Here is a 12,809-nt window from a genome sequence, read left to right as displayed (position 1 = left end):
CTAACGAGCCGACCTTGACGCGATCTCCGCGCGCCATCCGAAACATCCCGCGGTCGGGACGAAGAGCTGGCCTGCAATCGAACAAAGAGCTGAACAACCGCCTTGACACACCTAATCCCCATGTGAGCAATCCAGAGCCCCTCCGCGGAAAGATTCTGGATTGCTTCGCTGCGCTCGCAATGACGATGTGGGGGCGGTGTGCAGTCCCACCCGCCTACCGGCAGGATAAGCCTGCGTCCATCGTGGTCCAGAAGCCGCAATGTTGCGGGGCGAGCTGGGGCGAGCCGGCGTGGGCTTCGAACAGGAAGATCACGACGGTGAAGATCACCAGTGCGGAGGAGAAGAGGACGAAGCGATTGCGCATGAGAGATGCGTTTAGCCGACATCATGGTCGAACTAAGGCACCGACATCGGCTGAAACCGGGATGATGCACGAACCGTAGTTTCCCGGTCGGCCATCTTAGTCCGTGCAGGGCGGTGGTCGATGCGGGGCCGTCCGCCTCACCTTGTTCCTCGGGCGGCCCCGCTTATCGCGCCAGCCACTCCGCGACTTCCTTCTGCGAGTCCGCACGCGCCTCGGAATCGGTGCCGAGATGACCGTGCTCGGGCACCGCGGCATCGGTGCTGCTGGCGACCGCGTGCAGCGGCGTGTTGGCGCGGTCGAAATCGTGATAGGCGCCGGGATAGACCACGATGCGCGCGAGCGCGCTGCGGCCGTGCGCGCCATCCACCATCTGGCGGCAGGCGGGCGGCGACGAGACGTCGTCATTGGCGCCAATCAGCACCAGCGTCGGCACCCGCGTGCTCCAGCCGAGACCGGCGGAGATCCGGCAATCAGGATAGAACGCGATCGCGGCACGGAAATCCGGTCCCGCATCGCGCGCCACGCTCTGCGGACGCACCGCCCAGAGCAGCGCGCTGGCGCCATTGGCCCAGCCGATCAGGCTGACACGGTTACGCGCCACCCAGTTCTGCTTCATCAGCCAGGCGCGCGATGCCGCGATGTCGGTGACGCGCTCGCGCCGCGCCTTGACGTGCGCCTCCTTGACGCGGCATTGCGGCCCAAGCTCGCGCGAGCCGTAGCTGTCGGGCAGCAGCACCGCATTGCCCGCCCTGAGCAGGCGTTCGGCCCAGTCGCGATAACGCGGCTGGACGGAATCGGAACGGCTGCCAAGCCCGCCGCAGCCATGCAGCGCGATCACGGTCGGAAACGGCCCCTCGCCTTCGGGCTTGAAGAGCTGAGCATGCAGAACGCCTGAGGACAGCGGAATCTCGACCTGCGCAGGTACAGGCGCCGGCGCAGCGTGCACGGCGGATATCAGAAACGTCAGGAACAGGGCGGTCAGTGGAAGGCGCATCGGACTCTGTCGCAGGAGAGGTGCCGCACGGCCTCCAGCACTAACATGCGTAAACGGCGGCAAAACATCACAAACCGGTGGGTTTAACGGGCGGACAAGCCACCCTATTTATGCTAGATCCGGTCCAACACATCATGCCCCGCAAGGTTTTCCAAACAGGGCCCATCCACGGAGACTTTCGACCGTGCTGAACAAGTTCGGCCCCTCGGGCCATGGCGAGGCGCAGGTGCAATATCTCGACGGCGATTTCCGCGTGATCTCGCCGGGAACGTTCGTGCGCTGTGCCATCACCGACACACGGATCCCGCTCGACGAATTGAAATACTGGAGCGTGGACCTGCAGGAAGCCTACGCCACGCCCACGGCCGTACTGCAGCGGCATTTTCCGGGCGCGCCGAAGCCGTGATCGCGAGGCCTCACCCGGACGGCTATTGCTGCTCGGGACCATCCGTGCCCACGCAAGTCTTGATCGCACTCTTCCGCGCTTCGCCGACCACCTTCTGATCGATCGCCTGTTTCAGACAATCGAGCCGCGCCTGCGCCATGCAGAGCTGCATCTGGTCGCGCTTGTCCTGCCCCTTGAGATTTTGCGTCGTTGCGAGACAGGTCACGCGCTTGGTCGCGGGAACCGGCACCGTGGTTGGAGCAGCGGGAGCCGGCGTCGTCTGTGCAAACAGGGGCGCAACGATCAGACACGCAAGGCTGGCGGCAATGGCCGCGACGGGCAGTTTCATCGCATTCTCCGGGATCGCGCGGGATCGATAGAGGTTTTGCGATGAATGCCGCGTGAATGGCGAATTGCCGTGGGGTGGGCAAAGCGCAGCGTGCCCACCACCTCACTCCGGATACGAACATAGATGGTGGGCACGCTGCGCTTTGCCCACCCTGTACCCTTTTGGGGTTCGCAGCCAGTCTAACGGTGTAGACTGGGAGTGCGGGCCGATCCGCCGGGAGCAGCCTTGCCCACTTGTGTCTTGAACACCGACGTAGGAGCCGCGCCCCGGCGGAGCGGCCGCGGTCGATATCCAGTAGGAGGTTTGCGCCGAGAGCGCCAGTACAGGGATTGATCGAGATCGCGGTGGCCCGCTTTTGAGAGCAAGGAGGTCCCAAAATGATCGAAGATGCACACTGGTTCGCCGGGATCGATTGGGCAACGCAGAGCCATAGCGTTTGCCTGCTGGATGCCGAAGGAAGACAGGTTGCTCGGCGCGAGTTCGCCCATGACGGCGCTGGGCTGACGGAGCTGCGTGACTGGCTGCTTGAGAAGACCAAGGCCGCACCGGGACAGATCGCCGTGGCGATCGAGATGCCGCACGGCCCGGTGGTGGAGATGTTGCTCGAACACGGGTTTGCGGTGTTTGCCATCAATCCCAAGCAGCTCGACCGCTTCCGTGATCGTTTCACGGCAGCTGGTGCCAAGGACGACCGCCGCGATGCCCATGTGCTCGCAGGCTCGCTGCGCACGGATCGCGCGGCCTTCCGCCGGCTTGTGGTTGATGATCCCACGATGATCGAGTTGCGTGAGTGGTCGCGCTTGGCCGACGAACTGCAGCAGGAGCGCACGCGTCTCGCCAACCGTCTTCGCCAGCAGTTGTGGCGCTATTATCCCCAAGCCACCAAGTTGACCGACGATGTCGCCGACGAATGGTTCCTGGCCCTTTGGCAGAAGGTGCCGACCCCGGACAGGGCGGCCAAGGCCAGCGAGAAGGCCATCGCGCGCATCCTGAGTGCATATCGTATCCGCCGTTTCGATGCGGCGGCGGCGCTCAAGATCTTGCGTGAGACCCCGCTGTTCGTGGCGTCGGGCACGACCGAGGCCGCCTGCGCCCACATCCGCAGCCTGGCGGCGCGCCTGCATCTGGTCAATCGGCAGATCAAGGAGGCTCATCAGAGCCTGGACCGTCTCTGTGCCGAGCTCGAAGCAGAGGAGAGCGCCTCGGGGCAGAGCCCGGCGCAGTGCGACGTGACGATCCTACGCTCCTGGCCAGGTATCGGCAGGATCAATCTCGCCACACTGCTCGCCGAGGCCGCAGAGCCCCTGCGCAGACGAGATTACCATGCTCTGCGCGCTTTGGCAGGAGCTGCCCCGGTGACGCGGCAAAGCGGCAAGCAGCGCTTCGTGGTCCGTCGCCTCGCCTGCAACAGGCGGCTGCAGAGCGCGGTCCATCACTGGTCTCGTGTCGCCATGCAACACGATGCGGCCACCCGGAAACGGTATGATGCCTTGCGGGCGCGGGGACATGGCCACGCGCGCGCCCTGCGCAGCGTCGGGGATCGTTTGCTCTTTGCCCTCTGCACGACACTCAGGCGGCAGACCCCTTACGATGCGGACTACAACAGCGAAAACATCACCGCGACAGCGTAATCTCATTCCTTTGTTCGGCCGGGCGCGGACCATTCCTTCGTCCCGACCTGACGATCGCCAAGCGTCGCGCGCAGACGATGTCCAGGATGCCGAAGGCACCGGCAAAGCCGGCGCGCAGCGTCCTGGACTGCGTCGAGCACGGCGCTATGCTGGGTTCAGCAAGGACACTTCCCCTTGACGGACGGTAGGAGGTCCTACGAGATCATCGCCTGCTGAAGCGCCGCTCGCGGGCCTTGTAGAGATGGTCGCTGATGACGCGGCGGAGCGTGGCGAGATCGTCGAACTCGAGCTGGACCGCGAACGGCACGATGCCATCGGGCACGCGCTCGCGGCCGCGCAGGCGCGCGAGATCCTTTTCCGTCGTCACCAGGATGAGCTGCTCGCGCCGGGCGTCGGCTGCCAGCGCTAAGAGCTCCTCTCGCGAAAACATGTGGTGATCGGCGAAGGGACGCGTGCGTGCGACCTCGATGCCGCTGGCGCGCAAGCTGCGGAAGAAGCGCTCGGGATCGCCGATCCCGGCAAAAGCCAAAACCCGCTTGCCGAACAGTTGCGCGACCCCGGCCGCATCCGGCTTCAGGCGCGCGCGCAGTACCGGCTTGCCGCGCGCGGAGATCTCCGATGCAACATCGTCCGCGGCATGGCCGTCGCCGATCAGCACCAGCACATCGGTGCGCGAAAGCTGCGCCCTCAGCGGCGCGCGCAACGGGCCTGCAGGAAAGACCTTGCCATTGCCGAGGCCGCGCTCGCTGTCGATCACGATCAGCGCGGCGTCCTTCAACAATTGTGGATTCTGGAAACCGTCGTCCATCAGGATCACGGTGGCGCCTTGTGATTTGGCCAGCGCGACGCCGTCGAGGCGGTCGCGTGCGACGGCGACGGGGACGTCGCGCACCATCATCAGCGGCTCGTCGCCGATATCGGCGGCGGTATGACGTTCGCGATCGACCATCACCGGGCCGTGCAAGTGTCCGCCATAGCCGCGACTGAGCACCACCGGTGTCTCGCCGAGCTCGCGCAGCAGCTTGGTCAGCGCCAGCACGGTCGGCGTCTTGCCGGCGCCGCCGACATGATAATTGCCGACGCAGATCACGGGGATGCCGGCATCAAATCCCCGGCGCGCCATGCGGCGCGCAGTGATGGCGCCATAGAGCGCGCCCAATGGGCTGAGGAGATGCGACTTCGGGGAACGCGGCCGGTACCAGAAGGCCGGCTCACGCATTGGCGGCTCCCATCTCGATCCGCAACTGCATCAGATACGGTTCGAGCGCGGTCATGGTGCGCTCCAGCGCGCCGCCGAGTTGCTCGACCACGCCGTGACCTGCCTGCTGCATCTTGTCGCGTACGGCCGGATCGGCCAGCAGCAGGCCGAGCTGCTTGACCAGCGCCTCCTGCGTGTCGGCCTGGCGCGCGCCGCCGCGGCCGTCGAGCGCTTCATAGACATCGGCAAAGTTGAAGACGTGCGGACCGTGGACGATGGCCGCACCGAGCTTGATCGCCTCGATCGGATTCTGGCCGCCATGGCGGATCAGCGATCCACCCATGAACACGATCGGCGAGAGACGGTAGAACAGGCCGAGTTCGCCCATGGTATCGGCGACATAGACGTCGGTCGCAGCCGTCGGCAGCTCCTCGCGCGAGCGCAAGGCCGGCTTCAGGCCGGATGCCGTGATCAGGCCTGATATCGACGAGCCCCGATCGGGATGCCGCGGCACGATGACGGTCAGAAGCTGCGGGAAGAAACCGACGAGGTTGCGATGCGCCGCAACCAGCATCTCGTCCTCGCCCGGATGGGTCGAGGCTGCGACGACGATCGGACGCCCCCGCGTCATCGTCATCAGCCGTTCGAGCTTTGCGGGATCGGCCGGCGGCGCCGGGACATCGAGCTTGAGATTGCCCGTGGTGACGATGTCCCGGCTGCCGAGCGCGGAGAAACGTTCGGCATCGACCCTGGATTGCGCGAGACAAATGTCGAACCGCGACAGCAGCGCCGAGATGGTGCCGTACATCCGCCGCCAGCGCGGGAAGGAGCGCGGCGACATCCGCCCGTTGATCAGCACCATCGGCACCCGGCGCGCCGCGCCAGCCAAAATCAGGTTCGGCCACAGGTCGGATTCGATGAACAGTGCCAGCGACGGCTTCCAATGGTCGAGGAAGCGCGCGACGTAGCGCGGGGAATCATACGGCACGTATTGATGGATGACGTCGGGCGGAAAACGCTTTGCCACGACGGCGGCCGAGGTGACCGTGCCCGAGGTGAGCAGGATGCGCAAATTGAGGTCGCGCAAGCGCTCGATCAGCGCGGCCGCGGCCAGCACCTCGCCGACGCTGGCACCGTGGATCCAGACCAGGGGACCATGCGGGCGCACGTCGCGGCTGAGCCCCCGCCGTTCGCCGACGCGCGCGGGATCTTCCTTGCCCTGCTTCAGCCGCCGCTTGATCAGCGCAGGCGCGAGCGGCACCAGGCCCGTGGCCAGGCGCCGATACATCCGCAGCGTCATCGGCAGGGACTTGGGCAGCGCATTAGCCATCTGCGGGTCCCGGGCGGCCGAGCTGCGCATAGGCGCGGCGGGTCGCTTCGTTGAGCGTGTCTTCCAGCTCCTGCCGCAGCGCTTCCATGGTGGCGGCATCGGCATCCGGCGGCACGTGGATTTCCTTGATGCCGACCAGAGCGCCCCGCCCGAACGGCAGGTTGATGGTGGTGCGGTCCCAGTTCTTGAGCCGGATGAAGCGGCTGGTCGCCATTGCGAAAGGCATGATCGGGCGCCCCGATTCGCGAGCCAGCATGATAATGCCGAGCCCCGCCACGCGCGAGCGCTTGGGGACATCGGCGGTCAGCGCGACATTACAACCGTCCTGAAGCGTGTACACCATTTCCCTGAAGGCGCCGACGCCGCCTTTGCGGTGGAAAGCGCCGCCGTGATCTCCGGAACCCCGGATCAGGCCGATGCCGAGCCGCTCGACGGCGATCGCGTTAAACTCGCCATCCCGATGCCGGGAGATCAGCACCTTGGCCCGGTAGGAATCCTTGGTCTTGATGAAAGGGGTGAGGAAATGTTGGCCGTGCCAGAATGCGAAGATCGCCGGGATCTGCGGCTCGACGATGTCATAGACGTCGGGCGGATCGAACGTGAACTTGTTGGTCCGCCAGACCAGGCGCAGATATTCGGCCGCCAGGACCCCGACGGCACGCTGAAACCAGCTGCTTCGCAGCGTATTGCGAAGCAGTTTTTTCAACGTGCCTTCGTTTCTTGATTCGGATCGAGCAGCCGGTGGAGATGAACGATGAAATAGCGCATCTGCGCGTTGTCGACCGTGCTCTGCGCCTTGGCGCGCCAGGCGGCGTGGGCGGACGCATAGTTCGGATAAAGGCCGACGATCTCGACGTCGTCGAGATTCTTGAAGGTGTTGTGCTCGAGGTCGAGCAGCTCACCGCCGATGACGAGATGGAGCAGTTGTTGCGGGGCATTATCAGACATGGGTTCTCCTAACGGGCTGCCCGGCAAAGCAGTGTTCGAAAAGCATAACGGAGGCGCTCAGGGCAAGGGACGATCTCGAAAATGCGCGACAATGCTCGCATGACGATCGCGTCCCGCTGCCACCAGCACCCCGTGCGTCACTTCCCGACGATTATAGAGGATGGGATCTCCGGAGAGGTCGCTCATCCTACCATCCGCTTCCTGCACGATCAAATCGGCCGCCGCAAGGTCCCAATCATGGCTGTTGCCCCCCGCAAAGGCCGCGTCCAGCCCGCCACTGGCGACCCGGCAGAGCCGCAGCGCCAGCGAGCCGATTCGCGGATGCAGCTTGATGTCGCCGCCGCTTGTATTGATCCGCTCGACCATCGGCTTCGGGCCGGCGACCCGGGCGAAGTCGAGCGCGGTCCCTCCCGTCGCCCGGGCCGGCTTGCCGTTGAGGATCGTGCCCCGGCCGCGGGCGGCGAAAAAGAACTCGTTGCAGGTCGGCGCGAACACCGCGGCCAGCACGGGGAAGGCATCTTCGACCAGCGCGACGCTGACGCACCATTCGTCATGGCCATTGAGATAGTTGCGGGTGCCGTCGATGGGATCGACCACCCAGGTCAGCCGCCGCGACAGCCGCGTGGAATCGTCGGCGCTCTCCTCCGACAGCCAGCCATAGTCCGGCGTGGCGCCGCGCAGGCGCGCTTCGAGCAGGTCGTTGACGGCGATGTCGGCTTCCGAGACCGGCGAGGACGCGCCCTTGGTCCACTTCTTCAGCTCGGTGCGGAACATCGACTGCGCGAGCCCTCCCGCCTCCCGCACGGTGTCTTGCAGCAGCACCGCGTCGCGCGTCAGGATCGTCGCGTCGCGACTGTCAGCGTCCGCCAAGCGTCAGTCCTTCGATGCGCACCGTCGGCGCATTGATGCCGTAGCGGAACTCGAGATTATTGGCCGGCTGCATCGACTTGAAGATCTCGAACAGATGGCCCGCGATCGTCACCTCGCTCACGGGATAGGTGAGCTCGCCGTTCTCGATCCAGAAGCCGGAGGCGCCGCGGCTGTAATCGCCGGTGACGCCGTTGACGCCGGAGCCGATCAGATCGGTGACGTAAAAGCCCTGCTTGATGTCCGAGATCAGCTCTGCCGGCGTCGGCGTGCCGGGCTCGAGATGCAAATTGTACGGTCCGGGCGACGGGGAGGACGACACGCCGCGATGGGCGTGGCCGGTGGTGGTGAGGCCGAGCTCGCGCGCGGTGGCGCAATCGAGCAGCCAGGTCGTGAGCACGCCCTCGTCGATCAGCGCGGTCCTCTTCACGGCGACGCCCTCAGCGTCAAACGTCTGCGAGCGCAGGCCGCGCTTGCGCAGGGGATCGTCAATGATGCGGATGTTTTTCGCAAACAGCTGCTGACCGAGTTTGTCCTTGAGGAAGCTGGTCTTGCGCGCGATCGAGGCGCCGTTGATGGCGCCGACGACATGGCCGACCAGCGAGCCCGCGACGCGCGGATCGAACACGACGGGCACCTTGCAGGTCTCGACCTTGCGCGGATTGTAGCGCGCCACGGTGCGCTCGCCGGCGGAGCGGCCGACGATTTCGGGCGACAGCAGATCGGCACCGTGCGGCGCCGAGGTGAAGTCGTAGTCGCGCTCCATGCCGGTGCCTTCGCCGACGATCGCGGTCGCCGAGATGCCCTGGCTGGAACGCAGGTATGAGCCGTGGAAACCGGTCGAGGTGACGAGCACCATGCCGCCCATGCCGGCGGAGGCCGAGGCGCCGCCGGATTTCGAGACGCCCTTGACGGCAAGCGCAGCGGCCTCGGCTTCAAGCGCCCGGCGCTCGAGCTCTGATGTCGCGGGCACATCGGGATCGAGCAGATCGAGATCGGGGAAGTCGCGCGCGAGCAGCGCGGGATCGGCGAGGCCGACATATTTGTCCGAAGGCGCGACCCTGGCCATCGCGACCGCGCGTTCCGCAAGCCTGGTCACGGCATCGCCGCTGGCGTCATTGGTCGAGACCACGGCCTGGCGCTGGCCGACCAGAACGCGCAGGCCGACATCGTCGCCCTCGGACCGCTCGGACTCCTCGACGCGCCCGTCGCGCACCTCGACCCCTTGCGAGATGCCGCGCACCGCGACCGCATCGGCCGCATCCGCGCCGGCGCGCTTCGCCGCCTCGACCAGACGCTGAGCGAGATCCGACAACGCGGACTGATCGAACAGGGCGCGATTGGCCTTGGACGAATCCTGGGGCGAAAGCGTCGAGCTTGGTGAAGGGTTCACAAACGAAATCCTGTTGGGGCGCGGGAGGTTTCGGGGCGATCGGGGCCCTGAACACCAGATGTGCCCAAATGGTGCGGACTTCAAGTATTTTAAGCCTACCGAAGGCTCGGATTCGCGGCTTCCGCGCAACGTCTCGTCAATCATGCGCGCCAAGGACTTGTCAATCATGGCGCGAGGTGACGCTGGATTAACCAGCCTTTTTAAGCAGTTTCGGAAACGGGCGCGCTAGGGTCCTCGCATCGACCGGGAACATAATCCTGGCGGGGAGAACGAAAGCCGTGAGGCGTCAAACAGCAACATGCGGGGCCAACCCCGCCGGGTCGAGCCGCAACTTGCGGCTCGACCCTCTTTCCCTTCCGGTCCGCTTCGACGCGCATGATCCGCGCGCCGACGGCTACACCAGGCAAATCGAGCTGCATCGCGAGCGTGTCGTGCTGCGCCGTGCCGTCCGCGGCATGCAGATGGCGATCAATGTCCGCGTCAGCGACTTCACCGGCGTCGCGCTGCGCGGCGATGACGAGGCGCAGACCCTCGTCCTGGTGCATCGCGATCCCTCGCTCTCTGTTCCGCTGCTGGTCAGCGCCGATGGCGACGACCTCGCCGAGGCTTGGGCGATCTGGAGCGAGATCTTTGCGCTGCCGCAACTCGATGAAGGTGCCCGCGAGCCCGCGCCGCGCCGGCGCCGCCGCAACGCGATCCGCGACCGCCGGCCGAAATTCCTGATGCGCCGCCGCACCGTCATGACGCGCGAGCTGCCGGTTCATCGCGAAGAACGCGAGATCATCGCGCGGAACTAGGCCGCGCGGATCACCGCGTCGCCCAGCAATCCCGCGAACAGCAGCGCCCCCGCATATTTATTCGAATAGAACAGCCGCCTGCAGAGCTCGGGATCCTCGGTCCGGAGCCGCGCGATCTGCCAGCCCAGATGCACGGCAAAGGCGGCAAGCCCGATCCAGGCCGGCCAGCGCGCATCCCCTGACGCCAGCGCGACCCCGATCAGCATCACCGATAATCCGTAGAACAGGATCAGCGCCTGGTGCGTATGTGCGCCGAACAGGCGCGCGGTGGACTTGATGCCGATCAGCGCGTCGTCCTCGGTGTCCTGATGCGCATAAATGGTGTCATAGCCGATCACCCAGGAAATCGCGCCGGCGTAGAGCACCAGTGCGGTGACGTCGATGCGGCCGAAGGTGACGGCGAATCCCATCAGGGCGCCCCAGGAGAAGGCGAGCCCGAGCACGATCTGCGGCCACCAGGTGATGCGCTTCATGAAGGGATAGATCGCAACGATCAGAAGCGAGGCGATGCCGGTCAGAACCGCGAAGCGGTTGAACTGCAGCAGCACGACGAGCCCGATCAGGGCCTGCGCGACCATGAAGGCGAGCGCCTGCGTGGTGGTCACCTGGCCCGACGGCAGCGGCCGCGAGCGGGTGCGCTCGACCTTGTCGTCGAGGTCGCGGTCGGTGATGTCGTTCCAGGTGCAGCCGGCGCCGCGCATCACGAAGGCGCCGATGAAGAACAGCACGATGACAAGCGGCAGGCGATGGACATCATGTGCCATGCCGGCGGCCAGCGCGGCCGACCACCAGCACGGCATCAGCAAAAGCCAGGAGCCGATCGGACGATCGAAGCGGGACAAGCGCAAATATGGCCGCGCCCATCGCGGCGCGAGCGTATCGACCCAGTTGCCGGTGGAATCGGCAACGCGGGCGGATGTGTCGCTCATCGGGTCAGGACGTTGCCATTGAGTGTGTCGAAGGTGCTGCCGCCCTTTTTGCCGGCATTGGCTTCCGGGGCCGATCCCGAACCGACCACCTCGCTCAGCGACGGGCCGGTCGGACGCGCCTGCTGCTGCTGCATCTGCTGCGCAACGTTGCAGACCTTGGTTGCCATGGCCTCGGTGTTCTTGTGGCTATCCTTCATCTGGCCGCTGACATTTGGCGGGATTCCGCACTTGGCGGCGTGACCCTCGATGTACTTGATCATCTTGGTCTCGGCCTGGCTGAAATTGCGGATCAGCTTGCAGGCCTCGTCCGGCGGCGCGTGACGATCGCTCGCCGCCTTGATCAGCTTGCCGCGCTTCTCTGCTTCCTCGCGCAGAGGCATGAAGGCCTTCATGCAATCCTCGCCGGGACCGCCTTGCGTCGGCGGCGCAGCGCTGAAGGCGCCGGCACCGCCGATGGGTGCGGCACCGTTCGTGGGGAAGGATGCTTGCGGCGCACCGCCGAAGGAGGCGACCGGCGCCGAACCGTTCACGGGCGGAAACGCGGGATCGGGTGCGGACTGGCCCGGCAGCGGAGCCGGGAACCCCTGGGCGTAGGCACCAGCAGCACCCATGCTGAGCATGGCGGCAGTGATCGGAACCATCAAACGACGGATCATCAAGACAGTCTCTCCGGCAGGAGCTTACGGGGGCTCGGCGTCTTCTCAATTGAAACGCAACCAGCGCGCTCGCGATTTTACGATTCCCGCCGGCGCTTAACAACCCGTCGAATAGGGCAAGAGCGCGGCGCGCCGACGCACCAATTCGGCAATATTTACCCCGAAACGGCTGCTTTCGGTTAAGAACGGCGGCAAATCGGACTTTTGACCAATGCCCTCCCACGATTTTCGCGCCCCCGCCTGTTCGTCGAGACCTCCCTGGCCCGGGATGCCAGGGTTCCGCTCGACCGTGACCAGAGCAACTACCTCGGCAATGTCCTGCGGCTTGCCGCCGGCGCCGAGGTTTTGGCCTTTAACGGCCGCGACGGCGAATGGCAGGCCGCGATCGAAGGTCGCAGGCGGCCCGACAACCTCGTGATCCTCCAGCAGGTCCGCGCCCAGGATCGGCTGCCCGACCTCGCCTACGTCTTCGCCCCGCTCAAGCATGCCCGGCTCGATTACACGGTCCAGAAGGCCGTGGAGATGGGCGCCGCGATCCTGCAACCGGTCCAGACCCGGTTCACCCAGGCCTCCCGCGTCAACACCGAGCGCATGCGCGCCAACGTCATCGAGGCCGCCGAGCAATGCGGGATCCTGAGCCTCGCCAGTGTGGCCGAACCGGCGCCGCTCGAGCGCTACCTCAGCCAGCGCCCCGCCAACCGTCTGCTGGTGTTCTGCGACGAGGCGGCCGAGATCGGGAATCCCATTCAGAACCTGCAACGGGCGCGCGAGTCGGGGCACGGCATCGACGTCCTGATCGGCCCCGAGGGCGGCTTCGCCGAAGAAGAGCGGGCCCTTTTGTTGCGCCAGCCCAGCATCCTGCGGCTGGCGCTGGGCCCGCGGATCCTGCGGGCCGACACGGCGGCAGTGGCGGCGCTGGCGCTGGTGCAGGCCGTGCTGGGCGATTGGGGCGGCACGCGCGATTAGGT

General features: G+C 65.8%; 14 protein-coding genes and 1 pseudogene. 4 read left to right on the top strand and 11 right to left on the bottom strand.

The annotated features are described in order from the left end of the window. Positions 1-214: 214 nt before the first annotated feature. Entirely contained in the window at positions 215-364 is a 150-nt protein-coding gene (locus ACTGJ9_RS10270; RefSeq protein WP_456676967.1) for a hypothetical protein, read from the bottom strand. 163 nt (positions 365-527) lie between these two features. Next, positions 528-1,358 (bottom strand): dienelactone hydrolase family protein, encoded by an 831-nt coding sequence (locus tag ACTGJ9_RS10265; protein ID WP_456676966.1) that lies wholly within the window; start codon positions 1,356-1,358, stop codon positions 528-530. Between the two features lie 184 nt (positions 1,359-1,542). Between ACTGJ9_RS10265 and ACTGJ9_RS10260 the strand changes: the two genes are divergently transcribed. Further along, entirely contained in the window at positions 1,543-1,764 is a 222-nt protein-coding gene (locus tag ACTGJ9_RS10260) for a DUF2093 domain-containing protein (protein ID WP_456676965.1), read from the top strand. Positions 1,765-1,786: 22 nt separating this feature from the next. Here the strand turns inward: ACTGJ9_RS10260 and ACTGJ9_RS10255 are convergent, their stop codons facing one another. Beyond that, on the bottom strand, positions 1,787-2,092 hold the full coding sequence (locus ACTGJ9_RS10255; protein ID WP_456676964.1) for a hypothetical protein: 306 nt from the start codon (positions 2,090-2,092) through the stop codon (positions 1,787-1,789). A 377-nt stretch (positions 2,093-2,469) separates the two neighbouring features. Here ACTGJ9_RS10255 and ACTGJ9_RS10250 point away from each other — a divergent pair, with 377 nt between their 5' ends. Continuing rightward, positions 2,470-3,723 (top strand): IS110 family RNA-guided transposase, encoded by a 1,254-nt coding sequence (locus ACTGJ9_RS10250; protein WP_456676042.1) that lies wholly within the window; start codon positions 2,470-2,472, stop codon positions 3,721-3,723. Positions 3,724-3,925: 202 nt separating this feature from the next. On the opposite strand, the gene lpxK is transcribed toward ACTGJ9_RS10250, so the two are convergent. The 6 genes from lpxK to ACTGJ9_RS10220 are packed head-to-tail and all read right to left on the bottom strand — an operon-like array spanning position 3,926 to position 9,459. Then, entirely contained in the window at positions 3,926-4,942 is a 1,017-nt protein-coding gene (gene lpxK, locus ACTGJ9_RS10245; RefSeq protein WP_456676963.1) for a tetraacyldisaccharide 4'-kinase, read from the bottom strand. Further along, complete coding sequence (locus ACTGJ9_RS10240) at positions 4,935-6,281, bottom strand: 3-deoxy-D-manno-octulosonic acid transferase (protein WP_456676962.1); 1,347 nt, start codon at positions 6,279-6,281, stop codon at positions 4,935-4,937. Before ACTGJ9_RS10240 ends, lpxK begins: the two co-directional genes overlap by 8 nt. After that, on the bottom strand, positions 6,244-6,957 hold the full coding sequence (locus ACTGJ9_RS10235; protein ID WP_456676961.1) for a lysophospholipid acyltransferase family protein: 714 nt from the start codon (positions 6,955-6,957) through the stop codon (positions 6,244-6,246). Before ACTGJ9_RS10235 ends, ACTGJ9_RS10240 begins: the two co-directional genes overlap by 38 nt. After that, positions 6,954-7,199, bottom strand: coding sequence for a DUF4170 domain-containing protein (locus tag ACTGJ9_RS10230; RefSeq protein ID WP_456676960.1), 246 nt, complete (start codon positions 7,197-7,199; stop codon positions 6,954-6,956). The genes ACTGJ9_RS10235 and ACTGJ9_RS10230 overlap by 4 nt, the downstream gene beginning before the upstream one ends. Positions 7,200-7,256: 57 nt before the next feature. Next, entirely contained in the window at positions 7,257-8,069 is an 813-nt protein-coding gene (locus ACTGJ9_RS10225) for a 3'(2'),5'-bisphosphate nucleotidase CysQ (RefSeq protein ID WP_456676959.1), read from the bottom strand. Then, entirely contained in the window at positions 8,056-9,459 is a 1,404-nt protein-coding gene (locus ACTGJ9_RS10220) for a TldD/PmbA family protein (RefSeq protein WP_456676958.1), read from the bottom strand. The genes ACTGJ9_RS10225 and ACTGJ9_RS10220 overlap by 14 nt, the downstream gene beginning before the upstream one ends. A 278-nt stretch (positions 9,460-9,737) precedes the next feature. Here ACTGJ9_RS10220 and ACTGJ9_RS10215 point away from each other — a divergent pair, with 278 nt between their 5' ends. Further along, positions 9,738-10,256, top strand: a complete 519-nt coding sequence (locus ACTGJ9_RS10215) for a DUF6101 family protein (protein ID WP_456676957.1) — start codon at positions 9,738-9,740, stop codon at positions 10,254-10,256. Here ACTGJ9_RS10215 and ubiA read toward each other — a convergent pair. Together ubiA and ACTGJ9_RS10205 are read right to left on the bottom strand one after the other, a co-directional pair. Beyond that, entirely contained in the window at positions 10,253-11,185 is a 933-nt protein-coding gene (gene ubiA / locus ACTGJ9_RS10210) for a 4-hydroxybenzoate octaprenyltransferase (RefSeq protein WP_456676956.1), read from the bottom strand. The genes ACTGJ9_RS10215 and ubiA overlap by 4 nt on opposite strands. Beyond that, the gene (locus ACTGJ9_RS10205; protein WP_456676955.1) at positions 11,182-11,841 is read right to left on the bottom strand and encodes a hypothetical protein; all 660 of its coding nucleotides are present in this window, start codon (positions 11,839-11,841) and stop codon (positions 11,182-11,184) included. Before ACTGJ9_RS10205 ends, ubiA begins: the two co-directional genes overlap by 4 nt. Positions 11,842-12,052: 211 nt before the next feature. Here ACTGJ9_RS10205 and ACTGJ9_RS10200 point away from each other — a divergent pair. Further along, positions 12,053-12,807 (top strand): annotated as a pseudogene (locus tag ACTGJ9_RS10200) (16S rRNA (uracil(1498)-N(3))-methyltransferase). Positions 12,808-12,809 lie beyond the last annotated feature (2 nt).

The organism is Bradyrhizobium sp. RDM12, from assembly GCF_051917485.1.
Classification (GTDB): domain Bacteria; phylum Pseudomonadota; class Alphaproteobacteria; order Rhizobiales; family Xanthobacteraceae; genus Bradyrhizobium.
The sequence above is the reverse complement of the archived record's forward strand: the minus strand, read 5'-3'. Positions and strand labels throughout refer to the sequence as shown.